The 17,643-nt window shown below is 67.7% G+C and carries 19 protein-coding genes and 1 pseudogene; 8 read left to right on the top strand and 12 right to left on the bottom strand.

Annotated elements, in window-relative coordinates; translation table 11 throughout:
• Positions 1–97 precede the first annotated feature (97 nt).
• Positions 98–775, bottom strand: a complete 678-nt coding sequence (locus IM770_RS09435) for a TetR/AcrR family transcriptional regulator (RefSeq protein WP_203580877.1) — start codon at positions 773–775, stop codon at positions 98–100.
• Positions 776–824: 49 nt separating this feature from the next.
• Between IM770_RS09435 and IM770_RS09430 the strand changes: the two genes are divergently transcribed.
• The gene (locus IM770_RS09430; RefSeq protein ID WP_203580876.1) at positions 825–1,640 is read left to right on the top strand and encodes an alpha/beta fold hydrolase; all 816 of its coding nucleotides are present in this window, start codon (positions 825–827) and stop codon (positions 1,638–1,640) included.
• 329 nt (positions 1,641–1,969) lie between these two features.
• Here IM770_RS09430 and IM770_RS09425 read toward each other — a convergent pair whose 3' ends face one another.
• Positions 1,970–2,248, bottom strand: a complete 279-nt coding sequence (locus tag IM770_RS09425; protein WP_203580875.1) for a hypothetical protein — start codon at positions 2,246–2,248, stop codon at positions 1,970–1,972.
• 115 nt (positions 2,249–2,363) lie between these two features.
• Between IM770_RS09425 and IM770_RS09420 the strand changes: the two genes are divergently transcribed.
• The 4 genes from IM770_RS09420 (at position 2,364) to IM770_RS09405 (ending at position 6,908) form a co-directional block, all read left to right on the top strand.
• Complete coding sequence (locus IM770_RS09420) at positions 2,364–4,277, top strand: alkyl/aryl-sulfatase (protein WP_203580874.1); 1,914 nt, start codon at positions 2,364–2,366, stop codon at positions 4,275–4,277.
• A 593-nt stretch (positions 4,278–4,870) separates the two neighbouring features.
• A complete protein-coding gene (locus IM770_RS09415; protein ID WP_203580873.1) occupies positions 4,871–5,215 on the top strand; it encodes a VOC family protein in 345 nt (114 codons plus the stop codon).
• A gap of 183 nt (positions 5,216–5,398) precedes the next feature.
• Positions 5,399–6,211, top strand: a complete 813-nt coding sequence (locus IM770_RS09410; protein WP_203580872.1) for an SGNH/GDSL hydrolase family protein — start codon at positions 5,399–5,401, stop codon at positions 6,209–6,211.
• Positions 6,212–6,308: 97 nt separating this feature from the next.
• Entirely contained in the window at positions 6,309–6,908 is a 600-nt protein-coding gene (locus tag IM770_RS09405) for a GNAT family N-acetyltransferase (RefSeq protein WP_203580871.1), read from the top strand.
• 258 nt (positions 6,909–7,166) lie between these two features.
• Here the strand turns inward: IM770_RS09405 and IM770_RS09400 are convergent, their stop codons facing one another.
• Positions 7,167–7,652, bottom strand: coding sequence for a hemerythrin domain-containing protein (locus IM770_RS09400; protein WP_203580870.1), 486 nt, complete (start codon positions 7,650–7,652; stop codon positions 7,167–7,169).
• Positions 7,653–7,947: 295 nt separating this feature from the next.
• Positions 7,948–8,421, bottom strand: a complete 474-nt coding sequence (locus IM770_RS09395; RefSeq protein WP_203580869.1) for an SRPBCC family protein — start codon at positions 8,419–8,421, stop codon at positions 7,948–7,950.
• A 122-nt stretch (positions 8,422–8,543) separates the two neighbouring features.
• On the opposite strand from IM770_RS09395, the pseudogene IM770_RS17930 reads away from it, so the two are divergent.
• Positions 8,544–8,786: pseudogene (locus IM770_RS17930) on the top strand (recombinase family protein); the annotation flags it as partial.
• A 183-nt stretch (positions 8,787–8,969) separates the two neighbouring features.
• On the opposite strand, the gene IM770_RS17925 reads toward IM770_RS17930, so the two are convergent.
• Both IM770_RS17925 and IM770_RS09385 read right to left on the bottom strand, forming a co-directional pair.
• The gene (locus tag IM770_RS17925; protein ID WP_307785419.1) at positions 8,970–9,374 is read right to left on the bottom strand and encodes a PIN domain-containing protein; all 405 of its coding nucleotides are present in this window, start codon (positions 9,372–9,374) and stop codon (positions 8,970–8,972) included.
• Positions 9,371–9,592, bottom strand: coding sequence for a type II toxin-antitoxin system VapB family antitoxin (locus tag IM770_RS09385; protein WP_203580868.1), 222 nt, complete (start codon positions 9,590–9,592; stop codon positions 9,371–9,373). The genes IM770_RS17925 and IM770_RS09385 overlap by 4 nt, the downstream gene beginning before the upstream one ends.
• Before the next feature lie 183 nt (positions 9,593–9,775).
• On the opposite strand from IM770_RS09385, the gene IM770_RS09380 reads away from it, so the two are divergent.
• On the top strand, positions 9,776–10,402 hold the full coding sequence (locus IM770_RS09380; RefSeq protein ID WP_203580867.1) for a hypothetical protein: 627 nt from the start codon (positions 9,776–9,778) through the stop codon (positions 10,400–10,402).
• A 6-nt stretch (positions 10,403–10,408) separates the two neighbouring features.
• Positions 10,409–10,723, top strand: a complete 315-nt coding sequence (locus IM770_RS09375) for a hypothetical protein (protein ID WP_203580866.1) — start codon at positions 10,409–10,411, stop codon at positions 10,721–10,723.
• A gap of 441 nt (positions 10,724–11,164) precedes the next feature.
• On the opposite strand, the gene mnhG is transcribed toward IM770_RS09375, so the two are convergent.
• The 6 genes from mnhG to IM770_RS09345 are packed head-to-tail and all read right to left on the bottom strand — an operon-like array spanning position 11,165 to position 17,528.
• Positions 11,165–11,539, bottom strand: a complete 375-nt coding sequence (gene mnhG / locus IM770_RS09370) for a monovalent cation/H(+) antiporter subunit G (RefSeq protein WP_203580865.1) — start codon at positions 11,537–11,539, stop codon at positions 11,165–11,167.
• Positions 11,539–11,805 (bottom strand): MrpF/PhaF family protein, encoded by a 267-nt coding sequence (locus tag IM770_RS09365; protein WP_203580864.1) that lies wholly within the window; start codon positions 11,803–11,805, stop codon positions 11,539–11,541. The genes mnhG and IM770_RS09365 overlap by 1 nt, the downstream gene beginning before the upstream one ends.
• The gene (locus IM770_RS09360) at positions 11,802–12,407 is read right to left on the bottom strand and encodes a Na+/H+ antiporter subunit E (protein ID WP_203580863.1); all 606 of its coding nucleotides are present in this window, start codon (positions 12,405–12,407) and stop codon (positions 11,802–11,804) included. Before IM770_RS09360 ends, IM770_RS09365 begins: the two co-directional genes overlap by 4 nt.
• Entirely contained in the window at positions 12,404–13,987 is a 1,584-nt protein-coding gene (locus IM770_RS09355; protein WP_203580862.1) for a Na+/H+ antiporter subunit D, read from the bottom strand. Before IM770_RS09355 ends, IM770_RS09360 begins: the two co-directional genes overlap by 4 nt.
• A complete protein-coding gene (locus IM770_RS09350) occupies positions 13,984–14,601 on the bottom strand; it encodes a Na(+)/H(+) antiporter subunit C (protein ID WP_203580861.1) in 618 nt (205 codons plus the stop codon). Before IM770_RS09350 ends, IM770_RS09355 begins: the two co-directional genes overlap by 4 nt.
• The gene (locus IM770_RS09345) at positions 14,598–17,528 is read right to left on the bottom strand and encodes a Na+/H+ antiporter subunit A (protein ID WP_203580860.1); all 2,931 of its coding nucleotides are present in this window, start codon (positions 17,526–17,528) and stop codon (positions 14,598–14,600) included. The genes IM770_RS09350 and IM770_RS09345 overlap by 4 nt, the downstream gene beginning before the upstream one ends.
• Between the last annotated feature and the right edge of the window lie 115 nt (positions 17,529–17,643).

Below are 17,643 nucleotides of genomic sequence, written 5' to 3'. Positions count from 1 at the left end.
CACGGGGCGAAGATCCCGACCCGATGGACGGTGTCGGCGGCGGATCGTGCCTGGCTGGGCAGGCGGGAAATTCGGCGGAGCTCCTCGTGCACGGCTCTCAGGGGGCGAGCAATCCACGGAGCACTCCCCGTACTACCCGTTCGAGGAGATCGTCTCGTGCGTCCATTGCTTCGTACTGTTGCGCTGCCGTTGCGGCTGCGGCTGCCGCTGCGAGGTGAGGGTAGGTGGCCGAGTCAACCGTCGGTGGGGCGTCGCTTTGGCGCGCCGCGCGAGGTTCTGGGGCGGAGGCGAACATCGCGGCAATGCCGGTGACCATGGCGATGGCCTCGAACTTGGCGTGGATGGGTCCGGTTTCACCTTCGAGCGCTCGCAGGCTCGTGTCGAAATAGCGGAGAGTCTCCGGCCCCGCACCAGCCAATCGAAGATCCATCTCCTTCAGCCACGGATGACGGCGGTAGAGGTCGCGCTGCGCATGTGCCATTCTCACCAAGGCATCGATTCCATTCCCGGGAGCAAGCTCGAAGGGCCGCAGCTCCGCGACCACTCGATCGGCCATGAGGGCGAGCAACTCGGACCGGTCCTTGATGTACCGGTACAGGCCACTCGCGCTCGTGCCCATGCGACCGGCAACAGCGCGCATCGACACGGCGCGCAACCCACCCTCGTCGGCGAGAGCGACCGCGGCCGCGACGATGTCGGCGCGATCGAGCGAGGGCACAGGACCGGGCGGACGTGTCCTCTCCGGGCGTTGACGCCCGGACGCCTGTTCGCTCATGAAAACAGACTAGACTGCGAACACCGTACGCAGATAAAAGGAGACAGCGGTGCCGAAGGTGCGCATGTTCGAGGCGAGCGATGGCACGGCCGTGCGCGTGACGTCGGTCGGCGCCGGCCCGGGTGTCGTGGTGGTGCACGGCGGTGGCGTCACCTCCCGTCTCTACAACCGCCTCGCGCACCGACTGGGTGATCGACTTACCGTGCACCTCTACGACCGGCGCGGCCGCGCTGGCGCTGCTCCCCGGACAGGCGGCTACTCGATCAGCGACGACATCGCCGACATCGACGCGGTCACGCGAGGCACGGGTGCCACCGGAGTGATCGGCCACAGCGTGGGTGGCTACATCGCCCTGCGTGCCGCCGAGGTTCTGCCCATCGGTCGGCTCGTACTGTACGACGCGGCGGTGAGCATCGACGGCCGCTTTCCCGCCGGGTGGCTGCCTGCCGCGCGAGCCGCGGCCGAAGCCGGCGACATCGCCCGAGCCCTCGCTTTGACCTCCGCGGGCATCAACACGCACCAGGTGACCAGCCGGTTGCCGCTGTCCATGCAGACTTCACTCACCAGCGCGTTCCTACGGACCCCCATCGGCGCACAGATGGCGGAGCTGCTCCCGTCCACGCTCGCGGAATCACAAGAAGTGATCGACAACGACGGGCCTGCCACCCGATGGGCCGACATCTCCGCCGACGTTCTCGTTGCATACGGCGTAGCGGGACCGCGCTACTACGCGGGACTGAGCCAGGCTCTCGCCGATGCAATCCCCAGCGCAACTGTCCTCCCCATACGGCATCACGGTCACGACGGGATCAATCGAGCACCCCGCGCACTCGTCGACGCGACCGTCGCCTTTCTCCTCGAGTGACGGCCACGTGTCTTCGATGCACTCACTCGCCCACGCCTGAACCTGCTGGCACCGCCCGTGTATCCGTGGATCCCTCACGGTGCGGCGCCCTTGTGGCGCGTCCTGCTCGCACAGAAGCTAACGTATGACGCGCTAGTCGCAAGCCACCACGTCGACCGAGCGGCTCCGGCCGACCTGGTGTCGCTTATCCCTACGATGAAAATCGAAAGCGTTCGCGCATTGGATTGGCGTCGGCAGCAGTCCGGAGACATGCAGGATCGCGCTGGCGACGACGCAGTGAATGCAGCAGTGGCCGCGGCACGCGCGTATGTCGCGGACAGCGTCAAAGACTAGCCCGAGAAACAGCACAGGCAGCGGCGGCTGGCGTCAGCGACGCTGTCTTCCATCGCATCGATCCGCTGGTCGTGCGATGAATCAATGTCGATGTCGCCATCGGCAACGCCGCAGTCGAACTCGACCGCGACGCCGATGCGGCTGTTCGAACGCTTGAGTCGTTGCAGTCGTTGGGTACCGGATTGAGCCGTGACATCGTTCGACCGGTCGCTTCCTACCTTCGCGTGGATCGGCCGGCCGATGTGGGTTGGCGAGCGCTCCGCGATCGTCTTCACCGACCCTCAAACTGGTCGGTAGACGATCTCGGCACTTTGATCCCACCCCATCGTTGAGCACGCGGCTCGGTGGCATATAGCGTGAGGAATCGCCAACCGACTCCGGGGAGAGTTCATGTCTGACGCCGTCGCGCCCAAGCCCGCATCGTCCCACACCGCTCGAGCGAACGCCGCGGCCCGCGAGGGCCTCCCGCTCGCAGATCGCCGGGACTACGACGATGCCCGACGCGGCTTCATCGCGACGCTCTCCGAGCCGGTGATCCGTCGCGGCGACGGCGTGCCGGTGATCGACGTCGCCGGCCACGACTTCGTCCTCGACACGGACGACGCGCCCGACACGGTGCACCCGAGCCTGTGGCGGCACGCGCAGGTCAACCAGAGCCACGGGCTGTTCGAGGTGACCTCCGGCATCTACCAGGTACGCGGACTCGACCTGTCGAACATCACGATCGTCGAGGGCGATGAGGGCATCATCGTGATCGACCCCCTCGTTTACAAGGAGACCGCCCAGGCGGCGCTCGACCTCTACCGGGCGCACCGGGGCGATAGGCCGGTGAAGGCGCTCATCTACACGCACAGCCATGGCGACCACTACGGCGGTGCCAAGGCGGTCCTCAGCCAGGAGGAGGTGGACGCCGGGCGAGCGGTCGTGATCGCGCCCGAAGGGTTCCTCTCTGAGGCGGTGGCCGAGAACGTCTACGCCGGGAACGCCATGACACGACGCGCCATCTACATGTACGGGCCGCTGATCCCGCCCGGACCGCAGGGACACATCAATGCGGGCCTTGCGAACGCCCTGTCGAACATGGGGTCGTCCACGCTCATCGCGCCGACGGACCTCATTCGCGAGACCGGCGAGAAGCGCACGGTCGACGGTGTCGAGATGGTCTTCCAGATGGCGCCCGGCACCGAGGCGCCTGCCGAGTTCCTCATCCATCTCCCGCAGCGCCGGGCGCTGTGTGCGGCGGAAGACGCGACGCACACCCTGCACAACCTGTACACCCTCCGAGGAGCGCAGGTGCGGGATGCCGCGACCTGGTGGAAGACGCTCAACGAGACGATCGAGCTCTTCGGCGCCGACACCGACGTCATCTTCGCCCAGCACCACTGGCCCCGCTGGGGATCGGCCGACATCGTGGCGTTCCTCGAAAGCCAGCGCGACCTGTACAAGTTCCTTCACGACCGGGTTCTGCACCTTGCCAACAAGGGCGAGACGATGGTCGAGATCGCCGAGCAGCTCGCACTTCCCCCCGGGCTCTCGGCGCAGTGGCATAACCGTGACTACTACGGCTCCGTCAACCACAACGCCAAGGCGGTCTACCAGCGATACCTGGGATGGTACGACTCGAACCCGGCGCACCTGCACCCGCTCCCGCCGGTCGACGCGGCGACCCGGTACGTCGAACTGGCCGGAGGGGTCGATGCGCTGCTGGCAAGGGTGCAGGCGGCGTTCGATGCCGGTGACTATCGCTGGGCGGCCGAGCTCGGATCCCACCTCGTGTTCGCTCAGCCCGGCAACCGTGACGCGGCGCTGCTCCAGGCCGACATCCTTGAGCAGCTCGGCTACCAGTGCGAGAACCCGACCTGGCGCAACGAGTACCTCATGGGCGCGCAGGAGCTGCGCGGAGGGGTCCGCGACCTCGGCAAGATCGAGCTCGCGACGCTCGACGTCCTCGGAGCGATGCCTCCCGAGATGATCTTCGACTACATGGGGATCAAGCTCGACGGCTCGCGTGCCGCCGGCGCTTCGTCGCGCATCCAGTGGACGATCGGCGACACGGGAACGACCTACGCTCTGGAGCTGCGCAACGGCGTCCTCATTTACACCGTCGACAAGACGCTCGACGCACCCGAAGCCACGGTGCACTCAACGAAGGCAGCCCTGGCCCGCGCCGTATTCGGCACCTCCGGAGTGGCCGAAGCGGTCGCCAGCGGAGACATTAGCGTTGACGGCTCCAGCCAGGTCATCGTCGAGCTGTTCGCACTCCTCGAGAACTTCCCCTTCTGGTTCCCTATCGTCCAACCCTGAGCACCGCGGGTCCTCATGTGCATAGAACGAGACGGGTTCCAGACATTCGAATGGCCCGCCAGCTCGAACTGCTTTGGTCGCGTGAGGCCCACCGGCTGCATCCTGGGGCTGACGACCTCCCACGGATGCTGACGCACACGGCCAGGACGTGTTCCACGATTCGTCCTGGACCAACTGGGAGCGGCAGAACACCGACGCATTCATCGCTCGCGACCCGACGTTCATCAGAACAGCCCCGAACGCCGGAAGCTTGAGTCGTTGATCGCCGCTTGGGCGAGCCGGGCTCACCAAAGTCGTCACGATCCCATGCCGTGGGAGTACACCCGCGGCTATGCGCGTTCCAGTGCCGTCCCCCTCGAGAACCACACACACCCGTGATGAGGCGTTGGTCTCGCTAAGCCACGACCAGGTGGAGTCCGAAAACGGAGGGCCTGCGCCTGGAGTGATTCACGCCCGCCGAGGGACCGGCGATGGCTCTCCGCTCGACGTCCCGGCACGGCGACCACTGCGGACCGCAGCAATACGCGCTGATCCGATCCGATCCGACAACCTCGGGTTGACGGCGACGGACGATTGTGGACAGGCTCGGAGCTATGGCATCCGTGGAGCACTTCGAGATCCCCGCTGACGACGTCGACCGCGCGCAGGCCTTCTACGGAAAGGTCTTCGGTTTCACCTTCGAGGATTGGGGCGACGGCAACATCATGCTGCGCACTGGGAGCGACGCCGGCATCAACGGTGACATCCACCAGCGCGGTCCCGTGTCGCACCCGACTGTCGTGATCTCGGTCGATGATCTCGAGGCGACCATTGCGGCCGTCGTCAAGGGTGGTGGCGAGCAGGTCGGCGAAATCGAATCGATGGGCGAGACCGCCCGCTACGCATACGTGAAGGATTCCGAAGGGAATGTCATCGGGTTGTACGCCGACGCCCCGTAGCATCTGCGCGCACAACGTGACGGTCGCCGGGTTCGAACCCTTGAGCCGGCGGGCCAATGGCTGACGCCCGACGCGCGGCTCGCCGCGCGAAAGGGGGCCCTCAGCGAGAGAGGCACGCCTCACCACCCCTTATGTGCGGGCGCCGCCGGGAGTACTGTGCCGGCCAGGAGGGAAGACCTCGCCATGCCCCACACTCCGCGCTTCGCGCGCACTCCGATCCCTGCGGTGATTGTCGGCATCCTGATCCTCACCGGGTGCTCGCCGAGTGCGGGCAGCGCGAGCGAGGCAGATGGCGCGGCTCCGAGTCCACCCTCCGCAACGGACTACGTGGCGCTGGGGGACTCCTGGCCGCACGGCGGCCATTGCGGCGGATGCACGACGTTCGCCGGCCTCTACGCGGACGGACTCCAGACCGCGCTCGGCGCAACGGTCGCCTTCGACAACAGGACAACGAACGGCGGCGACACTCAGAGCATGCTCGCCGACATGAAGAGCGATGAGGATCTTCGGGATTCGCTCTCCCGCGCAGAGGTCGTGATGATCTCTACGGGACCGAACGACCTCGACTCGGCCGGTGCCCTCTCCAGCCTGGGGTCAGGGACGTGCGGGGCGGACAGCGCCTGCCTCACCGACCTATACGGACTGTGGGAGGAGAACTTCGCCGCGATCCTCGAAGAGATCGCGAAGCTCCGCGGCAGCGCCCCGACCGTGGTGCGCCTCGTCACGCCGCAGAACATCTTCGTCTCCGACCCCTCGATCGCCCCCGCCTACGGCCTGCCGGAAGACTTCGGCACGACGACGGGTCTCGACATCTCGCGCAAGCTCGCCGAGATCATGTGCACGGCTGCATCCGACCATGGGGGGCACTGCGTCGACGTCGTCCAGCTCTTCAACCGCCCCGACGGGACGACACCGCGCGACGAGAACACTCCGGAGTCGCATCAAGACCTCGCCGACGCGCTCGTGGCCACAGGGACCGCCGAGCTCGACAGCTGAGCTCGAGATGTTCATGCCGCCGCTGACCGCGATCCGCAGCCACTCGGTCAGCGGGTCTTTTGCCCGTCGTCAGAGTCTCGCGCCCTAGGTTGGCTCTGTGAGCTCAGCACCGTTCCTCGTCAAACCGACACTTGAGGGCGAGCGCGCGACCCTGCGGCCGTTCACCGCGCCAGACATCGACGCGATGGGCGAGGTATTGGCGGACCCGGAGGTGCTCAAGCTCACCGGCAGCGTCCGCACGACGGCCGAGACCCTCGACCAGCCGACCCAGCTTGATGCCCGAACCCGACAGTGGTACGAGACGCGCGGGACGGAGCCTGATCGGCTTGATCTCGCCATCATCGACCCTGCGACCGGACTGTGCGTCGGAGAAGCAGTGCTCAACGAGTGGAGTGAGCCGGACGCCTCATGCAACTTCCGCATCTTGATCGGCGCGGCGGGCCGCGGCAAGGGGCTCGGCGTAGAGGCGACTCGGATGCTGGTCGACCACGCTTTCCGGTCCACCGACGTGAACCGCATCGAGCTTGAGGTGTACGACTTCAATCCTCGAGCCCGGCACGTATACGAGCAGTCAGGCTTCGTCGAAGAGGGTCGACGCCGGCAGGCGTTCACGTTCGACGGTTCCCGCATCGACGCGTTCATCATGTCCATCCTCCGCGAGGAGTGGGAACGCCGTCAGCTCGGAGCGCCACAGTGAGGATCGCCCGCCAAGGACGATCGTCGCCTGAGTCCTCACGGGCTTGCGGTACTTCACACTGACCCGGAGGAAGACCATCAGTCGCCGACATGTTCGCGCCACGTCCTATCGGCAGCGGGCCAGCACCCGCATCACGCCCCGGCGGACACGAGGTAATCCAAGGAATCACCATGCACGCGCATTGGGCCCGCTCGCTACCCGCCCCGTACGAGGCTGCGCGTAAGCGATCGGGGTCTCTTGGCTCGCGCGCTACCCGCGTCAGAGCGGGCCGAGAACGCTGCCCGCGTCCTCGTCCAGCGCGAGCGTGTCGAGGATCGCGAGCAGCTGCCGCTCTTCGTACGCGAAATGGTTCTCCATGATGGCGCCGATTCCGTCGAGGTGCCTGGCCAGGGCTGCTGCGTCGGCATCGTCGTCAAGCGCCCCCGACAGCGCGGTCAGCAGCTCGTCAATCATGAGATGGTCCCGCCTAAGCATATGAAGCGGGTCGGCCAGTTCGGGGTGGGCCGCTTCGATTGCGGGGAACAATGCTCGATCCTCGCCGCGGTGGTGCTTGTCCAGGGCGACACAGAACCCGCGGCAGTACAGCAAGAGGTTCGCTGCCGCGCCCGGATCTACGCGAGTCGAGTCACCCGCGCCCGCCGCCACGGCGGCGCGCGCAAAATCGAGAGCTTCACGCAGCCGCGCATGGACGTGGCGCAGTTCGTTGCTCCAGGCGATGAGCCTGGTCGTCTCGCGATCAGTCACGCGAGAACGAAGGGTGGGACGAGATCATCGTCGACTCCTTCACGTCCGACGCCTCCATGCCTGACACAGCCTGTCACCGACACGCGACGCTGCTCCGACGGTACCGCCTCAGGCTGAACGAACAGTGCGATCCGCCTTCGCGCGCACGCGTGATCCCTCCATCGCACATCGCCCGGATGGGAATCGCAACCGCCCGCGCCCTCGGCCGCCCGGGGCCTTCCTCCTACGGGCGATGCCCGTTCAGGGATCCGCACCGGCGCTTTCGCGCGCTGCGTGCTGCCGTCAGCGCACGGCTCTACCCACGCGCGTGACCGCCGGTCGTCCCCTCGGCCGCCTTCTTCAGGTCGGCGGTGAACCGCTCGAAGTTCCTCTCCAAGGGAGGGATCCTTCGGGCCACGAGTGGGTAGAGCGGGCCGCCGATGCGCTCGACGATCTCAACTCGCGTGCCCTCGGCCCCGCTGCTCAGGGAGCACGTGCGAGCAAACATCGCATTGGCGAACGTGAGGCGCGTGTTCGGCTCGAATTCCGTGACCTTGAGTTTGAACGTGCGGGTCGGGTCGAGCGTGGAGACGAGCTTGATCGTCGAGCCGAGAACGATCTGGCCCTCGAGCGAGACGGTCGTCGAGCTCCAGGTCGGGTACTCTTCCGCAGTCGCCAGCAGTCGCCAGACCGCGGCGGCGTCTGCGCCGATGTGCTGGGCGATGCGGGTGGAACGGCTGAACGTAGTCCGGGTCGTCGAGGCGACTCCATCGGTCGCAGAAATGGACATTTGTGCCCCCGTTCTCCGCCTGAGGCCGATTGTAGAGGCCGGTCTTGGCCGCCGCGACTGGGCCTACGTCGAGCGGGTCAGCGCGTCAGGTGCCAGCGGACCTCACCGCGTAGCGGGACGCACTGCTGCGACTGCGAGTCCTTGATTCGAACATCTACGTCGATCACGGGTTGACCGGCACCAACCGGGCCGGGCCCGGACTGCGCGAAGCTCTCGCCGCCGTCCGGCAAGGTGGCACACTGGTGGTCACCAAACTCGACCGGCTCGCCCGATCGGTGAGGGACGCACGCGACATTGCCGACGAACTGACAACGAAAGGCGTCGCGCTCAGTCTCGGCGCGAGCAGGTACGACCCCACAGACCCGTGTCCCGCGCCACCGTCTGCCGCGAATTGCGGCGTCGCCGCCTGGCCTTCCTCGCCACGTGCGAAGCGCACATCTTCTGAACGCTCGTCGAGGCCACCCGCCGCCGCTGCCCGCGGCGGGCCCGCGACTGCGGCCAGGTGCCATCCGCAACAGTGTTGCGGAAGGGACCCGGCCGGAAAGCCTCTAGGCCTCCACGTACTCCTGCCGGACCGCGCCGCGTGTGGCGATCTCGATGAACCCGAAGTCGTGGTCGGAGTTCAGGATGACGGCGTCGTTGACGACCGCGTACGCCGCGATGAGGCAATCAAACGCCGCTGCCGCGCGCATGAGACCTGAGTCCCATAGCGCCTGCTGGAGGTCCAGTGCGTGCTGTTCGTCGGGGTGTTCCCACGCGGGCAACAGCTGCTCCATGTCCGCGCGGAGTTCTTGGTACTCCTGAGGCGTCCGGGCCGAATGGCAGTACTCGAGGACTTGAGGAGGGCACGTGATGATCAGATGGGCGGGTGATAGCTCCCGGAGCCTTGCCGCAATCGCATCGCTCGTCGAGGCCTTCTGCCAGATGCTGTTGTCGACCAGGTAGGTCGTCACTGGTCGGCAATCGCCGTCCGCGGCGGGATCGTCGGAGCGTCGATCTGGTCGGGCTCGAACGTTCGGGCGATAATCCGCTCGACGGCGGCGGGCTGGCGACGGACGGCGATGAGCGTACGCAGGGCGAGGTCCACCGTTTCGCGATTGGAGGTCGTGCCGGCGAGCTCTTTCGCTTGGCGCAGGTCGTCCGGGTCGATATCGATCGACGTGACGGTCATGATTCCTCCTCCGCTTTGTATAAAGCAGTATATAGACCTCTCGCGCAACTCCGCCTCGATCTCAACCGCCTACGGCCTCCATTGGGTCAGGTGCCCAAGAAGCTCCCTCCTACGCGCGACGCACGCATGAGGATCCCAGTCGCCTGCCGGCTGGGGACTGGATTCGCGCATTGCCACATACCGATGGCGCCATGGGATTCGCGTACTGAGCGAGAGAAGATCGACGCCGCACTTAGGTCGGGAGATCCCGGGGATGTCAAGGCGATCGATGATGTCGGCGCGGCCTCACCCGACGAGCGGACACGGCTGATCCGGATACTTGCGTATCAGGGCTGGGTCGGGCCTCGCGACGAGTCCATGATCGAGCGGCTCTGGGCGAGCTTCGGTGACGGCACGCCGGAGATCGCTCGCCAACACATCGTCTTGTGGACGCATTGTCTGGACGTCGGAGCGGAGTTGCAGAAGCAGCCATCGTTCCGACGCGCGCAGAGCGCGTTTCTGGTCGATGTCCAGAATGGTGCTCAAAGCACGCTCGACAAGAACCGCGAGTACATCGCTGATGAGTTGACGGCCATCGGCGCGGACGGTCCGTCCGTGGCTGCAGACGAGAAGCTCGCCGAAATCCAACGCATGGCCCGTCTGGTGCGCGAAGCACGCGTTCAGGAGAGTGCCCTACGTCGGCTGCCGGTCGGCGAAGAACTGGAAGTCACGGCGGACGGCCTTCCCTATTGGTCGACTCTGACGTTCGATCCATTGAATGTCCCGGGGCGCAACCTGGACCGCGACGGCGACGACCCACAGCGAGACTGACGCAAGGTGCACGCGATCTGGGCACCGATCGCTTCACTCATCACCCAGACGGCAAACTCCTATCCGTCGATATACGCGCTCGTGGCGCAATCTCCACCCGATGCGCTAATCGACACGAACGCGCTGGTCGCGTCCGGTGATCCGGCCGCCGCTCGGGCGCTCGTCACCTCGGCTCTCCGGAAGGTCGTCCAGGCCGTGTTCGTCGTCGAGGGTCTACGTTTCCCGACCCTCGAGAATATTCAAAAGTTGACGGACAGGAGGCTTGAGCCCTCCCGAGGGCTTACCGAAGAAGAAAAGATGCGGGATGCCCTCGACAGCTAAGGGCATGTCGCCGATCGCGACATCGCGGCCGCGATGGCACTGTCGAAGACCAAAAGGTACCTTGTTCGGGCTCATGCGTTCACGCTCGCACTTGATCGCGCGACCGCTGCGCCCGGCGGCCGGTCCTCCGGCGGGCGATCCCCTCGCCCCTTCGCGCCCCTCGCGATGCCCCGCGCGCAACCGCCCGTAAACCCCGCCCGCTGCCAATGCCCTCACGGGCGCCTCAACCGAACGCACACACCCAGCATCAAACTCCGGCGAGCACGGGCACGAGGTCACGGGCCGACTGGACCACCGACGGCCTAGTGAAGAGCCCTGTGTCCAGTCCTGCAGCGCACTCACCCAATCGAGTCCCCCGCGCCGGGCAGCAGGGTCACGAAGCTGCGGCCGCCGGCCGGGGTCGGCGGCCGGCCGCAGGCCGCGATCCGCCGCAGGCCGGGGTCAGCCGCCGGCGGCGGGCGGGGTGCGCTTGGACTCGGCGAGCTCGTCGACGTGGAGGCCGGTCTCGTCGATCGTGCCGTTGCGGTAGGCCTGGCGGCCGACCATGTGCGCCGACAGCGGAGCGGTCGCCAGCTGGATGAGCACGACGGGCACGAGGAAGGCGACCACCGGCCACGACCGCAGCGACAGCGCGATCGCGAGGCAGATGAGGATCAGGCCCAGCACCTGCGGCTTGGTAGCGGCGTGCAGACGCGTCGGCACGTCGCGGAAGCGCAGCACGCCGATCGCCGCGGTGAGGCACAGGAGCGCGCCGATGAGGATGAGGACCAGCGCGACCCAGTCCAGCAGCACGGCACTGTCGAGAGCGGTGTCCATCAGCTGTCCTGGTCCCTTCTCGCGACGAACCGCGCGATCGAGATCGACCCGAACACCCCGACGGCGGCGATGATCAGCAGCACGGGCAGCGTGCGGGTGTGCTGGTTGATCGCCATCTCGGCGCCCAGCACGCACATCACCTCGGTGAGGAGGACGTCGGATGCCACGGCCCGGTCGAGGATGGACGGTCCGATGACGATCCGCCACAGGGTCAGGAGGGCGGCCACGGCGAACACGACGTAGATCACGATCAGCAGGGTGTTCATCGCGCACCTCCTCTTGCTGCGGCATCCGTCCGGGTCGCGGCATCCGCTCGAATCGCCTTCAGCTGCGCACGCGAGCCGACAGCGCGCACGATCCTGCTCTCCCACTGGTGCACACTCGCCCGCTGCGTCTCCACGTCGGCGTCGTTGCGCACCCCGATGACGTGGAGGTAGAGGATGCGGCGGTCCCGGTCGGTGTCGACGATCAGCGAGCCGGGGATGAGCGAGCACGTGACGGCGACGTGCGTCATGATCAGGTCGTCGTCGGTCTTCAGCTGCACCGCGATGATCGCCGCTCCCGGCTGGCGGCGGAAGTCCAGCACCTGCCACGCGACCAGGAGCGAGCCCTGCACCACCGCGACCAGGAACTGGAGCACGAAGACGAGGCCCCACCACAGATGGACCCGGCCCGACAGCTCGACCGGCGGCAGGCGGAACACGCGCGTGACGACGATCGCCGCGACCAGACCGGTGAGGAAGGCGAGCCACGTGAACTGCCCCCACAGCAGCATCCACAGCGCGATGAGCCAGACGAAGAACGGCAGCTGCCGCCACGCCGTCACGAACGCCCGCGAGAGCCGGCTCTGGGGAAGGTCGGGGGTCACGGCGCCTTCTCCGTTCCCGCCGAGTCCTCTTCGAGCTGCGTGAGCGACACCGGCTGCAACAGGGCCTCGCCGATGCGCGTGCACACGTCGTAGAGCGGCCCCGCGAACACGGTGAGTGCGACGGTGATCGCCACCATGCCCGTGGTCGCCGCGGTCATGATCTTGGGGATGACGCGGCGCTGGGTCTCGATGCCGGCGGCGGGTGCGGAGCCGAGGTACGAGATGCGCGCCTCGGTCTCGGCCGAGTCCTCGTCCTCGCGCCAGAACGACAGGTTCCACGCCCGCATGAGGGCGTACAGGGTGAGGAGGCTGGTGAGGATGCCGCCGACCATCAGCACCATCATGATCGGCGTGCCGACCTGCGCCGCGGCGTCGAACAGCGCGAACTTGCCGATGAAGCCCGAGAAGGGCGGCAAGCCGCCGAGGTTGATCGCGGGGATGAAGTACAGCACGGCGATGACCGGCGCCGCCCGCATGAGGCCCTTCACGCGGAGGATCGACGTCGATCCGGCGTCGCGCTCGACGAGGCCGACCGCGAGGAACAGCGTCGTCTGCACCACGATGTGGTGGACCATGTAGTAGATCGTCGCGCCGATCGCCGCGGGCGTCGCGATCGCCAGCCCGAAGATCATGTAGCCGATATGGCTCACGAGCGTGAACGACAGGATGCGTTTGAGCTCGGCCTGCGCGACGGCGCCGAGCACCCCCACGAGCATCGTCGCGAGCGCCACCCACATGAGCAGCTGGTTGACGTCGTTGTCGAGGAACAGCTCGGTCTCGGTGCGGATGATCGCGTAGACGCCGACCTTCGTCAGCAGGCCCGCGAAGACCGCCGTGACGGGCGCCGGCGCGGTCGGGTACGAGTCGGGCAGCCAGAACGACAGCGGGAAGACGGCCGCCTTGATGCTGAACGCGAGCAGCAGCATCAGGTGCAGGATGAGCTGCGTGTCCTGCGGCAGCTCTCCCATGCGCTCGGAGATCTGCACCATGTTGACCGTGCCCAAGGCGCCGTAGATCATGGCGATCGCGGCCAGGAACAGGATCGACGACACCAGCGACACGACGATGTAGACGACGCCGGTGCGGATGCGCGACTCGGTCGACCCGAGCGTGATGAGCACGTACGACGCGACGAGCAGGATCTCGAATCCGACGTAGAGGTTGAAGAGGTCGCCCGCGATGAACGCGTTGAAGATGCCCGCGCCGAGGATGAGGTACGACGGGTGGAAGATCGAGACCGGCGTGTCGTCGTCGCCGTCGGCGGCGCCCTGGCCGACCGAGAAGAGGAGGACCGCCAGCAGCACGATGCTCGACACCACCACGAGGAGCGCGGCGAGCCGGTCGACGTAGAGGACGATGCCGAACGGGATCGGCCAGCCGCCCACCGACACCGCGATCGGCTTGTCACCGGTGTCGACGACGTAGAGCAGGATGGCGGCGATCACGGTGACGGCGCTGAGCGTCACGACCGAGACGACGACCTGCGTCTTGCGATGACGACCGGCGATGAGGGCGATCGCGGCGCCGAGCAGCGGCAGCGTCACGAGCAGCGGGACGAGCACAGGGGCGATCTCGATCATGCGTCGTCACCCCCGTCTTCCGTGTCCCGTTCTCGATCGCGCTGGTCCGCCCGGTCCCGTTGGTCGGTCCGGAGCCGCTGGTCGGCCCGGTCGCGCTGATCGGGGCGGTCCACCGGCGCGTCGTCGCGGAGCCCGGCGAAGTCGCGCGTGCCCAGGATCGTGATCGGGGCGGTGTCGGTCCCCACGAAGTCGGTCGTCGCGTCGTCGTCGGTGTCTTCGATCTCGGTCTCGTCGTCCATCGCCTCTTCGGCCTCGGCGGCACGCTCGCGCACCTCGAGGTCGGCGAGGTCGTCGGGCACCGTGTCGGCCTGGCCGAGCTGCCACGAGCGGTAGATGAGGGCCAGGAGGAACGCCGAGACCGCGAACGTGATGACGATGGCGGTGAGCGTGAGGGCCTGCGGCAGCGGGTCCGACATCTCGTCGACGGAATCCGCCGCCCCGAAGAACGGCGCGACGCCGGGCTCGCCCATCACGATGAGCAGCAGCAGGTTGGCCGCGTTGCCGAGCAGCAGGAACCCGATGAGCACCCGGGTGAGGCTGCGCTCGAGCATGGCGTAGACGCCGCACGCGAAGAGCACGGCCATCACGATGATGAGGACGAGCGAGACGTTCACGAGGCGGCCACCCCCTGCTGCTCGCGGGCCTCCTGCGCCTGCCGGTCGACCTCGGCGCCCAGGCTGCGCAGCACGTCGAGCACCAGCCCGATGACCACGAGGTAGACGCCGACGTCGAACAGCGTCGACGTGACGAACTCGACGTGCCCGAGCACCGGAAGGGTCGCCTCGAAGTAGGTGCTGGTGAGCGGGGCGGCCCCGAAGAAGAGGGGCACGATCGCACACGCGACCGCGATCGTCATGCCGGTGCCGAGCAGGCGACCGGCGTCGGTCGGCGCCGCGGCGCCGAGCTCGTACCGCCCGCCCGCGACGTACCGCATGACCAGCGCCATGCCGGCCACCAGGCCGCCCGCGAAGCCACCGCCCGGCAGGTTGTGACCGGCGAAGAGCAGGTACAGCGACACGATGATGATCGTGTGGAAGAGGATCCGCACGATGACCTCGAGCATGATCGAGCGGTTCTCGGGACGCACGCGCTGACCGCCGACCAGCCATGCCATGCGCCCGCCGTCCGCGCCGCGGGGCTTCACGCCCTCCGCGGTCTCGACCAGCGGCCGGCGGGTGCGCGCGGCGCTGGCGGGAAGCGGGGCGATGAACCGCGACAGCGTGTCTGCGCGGTGCGTGACGAAGACGAGGGATGCCACACCCGTCGCCGCGAGGATCAGCACCGACAGCTCCCCCATCGTGTCCCACCCGCGCAGGTCGACGAGGGCGACGTTGACCACGTTCTTGCCGTGCCCCAGCTGATACGCCAGCTCGGGGAAGGCGTCGGAGATCGGCTCCTCGACGCGCGCGCCGGTCGCCACGATCGCGACGAGGGCCATCGTGATGCCGACGGCCGCACCGAGGACGGCGCGGGCGACCGGCCAGACCGACGCGTTGTGCTCGCCCATGCGCGAGGGGATCCGCCGCAGCACGAGGGCGAAAGCCACGAGCGTCACCGTCTCGACGAGGATCTGCGTGAGCGCGAGATCGGGCGCGCCGCTCGTGGCGAAGAGCAGCACCATGCCGAGGCCGGTCGCCGACACCAGCACGACGCCGGTGTAGCGCTTGCGCGCCCTGATCGCGATGAGCCCGGCGGCGATCATGATGGGCGCGACGAACAGCTGCGTGGGCGTCTGATACGCGTCGAGCTTCGCGACCCAGTCGTCGCTCGCGATGAGCGCGGTCGCCTCGGCGGCCACGAACACGACGAAGATCGTGCCGACGTACACCGGCAGCGAGCCGCGCTGGGTGAGGCTCGTCGTCAGCACCGACAGCCGCGCGATGGCGCGGAGCGTGCCGTTGTAGGCCTCGGCGGCCGTGAAGGGCAGCAGGCGCTTCGCCGGCCGCCAGGACCGCGTCAGCCAGAACACGACGGCTCCGACCACGATGGTCGCCAGCGAGATCCACAGCGCCGGCACGAACCCGTGCCAGAGCGCGAGGTGCGCGGGGTGCTCGGCGGGGGTGACGCCGGGGGTCGCGAGCGGCGCCTGATCCGCGTACGGCGCGAAGACCTCGTCGAGCCACGGCGTCGCGACCCCGGCGACGACGGTGAGCGAGGCCAGCACGATCGGCGCCACCAGGAACCCGATGGGCGGATCGGGCCATTCCGTGTCGGGAATACGATCGCCCGACGCGTCGCGCTTCGTCCAGAACGCACCCCACAGGAAACGGATGCCGTAGCCCGCGGTCAGCACCGAGCCCAGCACGATTCCCGCCAGCGCCACGATCCCCCACACCGCCCCGCCCTCGGCCTCATGGAGCAGCGCGGTGAGCACACCCTCCTTGGCCACGAAGCCGATCGTGGGGATGATGCCCACCATCGAGGCGACCGCGATCGCGGAGAACGTGGCGAGGACCGGCGCCTGACGGCCGACGCCCGACAGCTCCGTCAGGTCGCGCGTGGACAGCTGGCGGTCGATGACGCCGACCACGAGGAACAGCGCGGACTTGAAGAGCGCGTGGCTCAGCAGCAGCGCGAGACCCGCGAGCGCGGCATCCCTCGTGCCGTAGCCGAGCACGACGGTGAGCATGCCGAGCTGGCTCACCGTGCCGAACGCGAGCACACGCTTCAGGTCGGTCTCGCGGAGCGCCTGGAAGCCGCCCAGCAGCATCGTGAAGACGCCGAGCGCGACGACGATGGGGCGCCAGGTGGGGGCGATCGCGAACACGGGCGCGAGGCGGGCGATGAGGTAGATGCCCGCCTTCACCATGGCTGCGGCGTGGAGGTACGCGCTGACCGGCGTGGGCGCGGCCATGGCGCCCGGCAGCCAGAAGTGGAAGGGGAAGATCGCGGACTTGCTGAGGGCGCCGACGAGGATCAGCACGAGGGCCGCGTCCACGATGGCGCCCGTGGGCGCTTCGGCGAGGATCGTCGAGATGCTCGACGTGCCCGCGTCGACGACCAGCAGCACGACGCCGATCAGCATCACGAGCCCGCCGAGGGTCGTCACGAGCAGCGCCTGGAGCGCGGCACGGCGACTCGCCGCGCGGCGGTTGTAGTACCCGATGAGGAGGTACGACAGCACGCTCGTGACCTCCCAGAACATCACGAGCACGACGAGGTCGTCGGTGAGCACCAGGCCGTACATCGCGCCGGCGAACGCGAGCAGCACCGCCGCGAACTGGCCGAGGTTGTCGGTCTTGCCGCGGAAGTACCAGCGGCAGTACAGCATCACGAGCGCACCCACGCCCGTCACGACGAGTGTCATGAGCCACGAGAGCGTGTCCATGCGCATCGACATGTCGATGCCGAGCGGGGGGATCCAGGCGTATGACTCGAACGGAATGTCACCGGCGAGCACCGCCGGTGACAGCACGGCGGCATGCGCGAACGCGGCGATCGGCAGGACCGCAGCGACGTAGAAAGCCCGTTCCCCGATCCGCGCGACGAGCCACGGCAGCAGGATGGGGACCACCGCGAACGCGCCGAGAACGAGGAGCATTCGGGCCTCCTCGTGGTCGTCGGCCGGCGCAGGTCATCGGAGGACAGCGCGGAGCCCAGGCGATCGGGGTGTCCGGTCCATCCTACCGGGCGCATCCGGCGCCCCTGCCCGAAAC

The organism is Microbacterium hibisci, assembly GCF_015278255.1.
GTDB classification, from domain to species: domain Bacteria; phylum Actinomycetota; class Actinomycetes; order Actinomycetales; family Microbacteriaceae; genus Microbacterium; species Microbacterium hibisci.
Note: the sequence above shows the minus strand (reverse complement) of the source record. Positions and strands in the feature narration are given on the sequence as shown.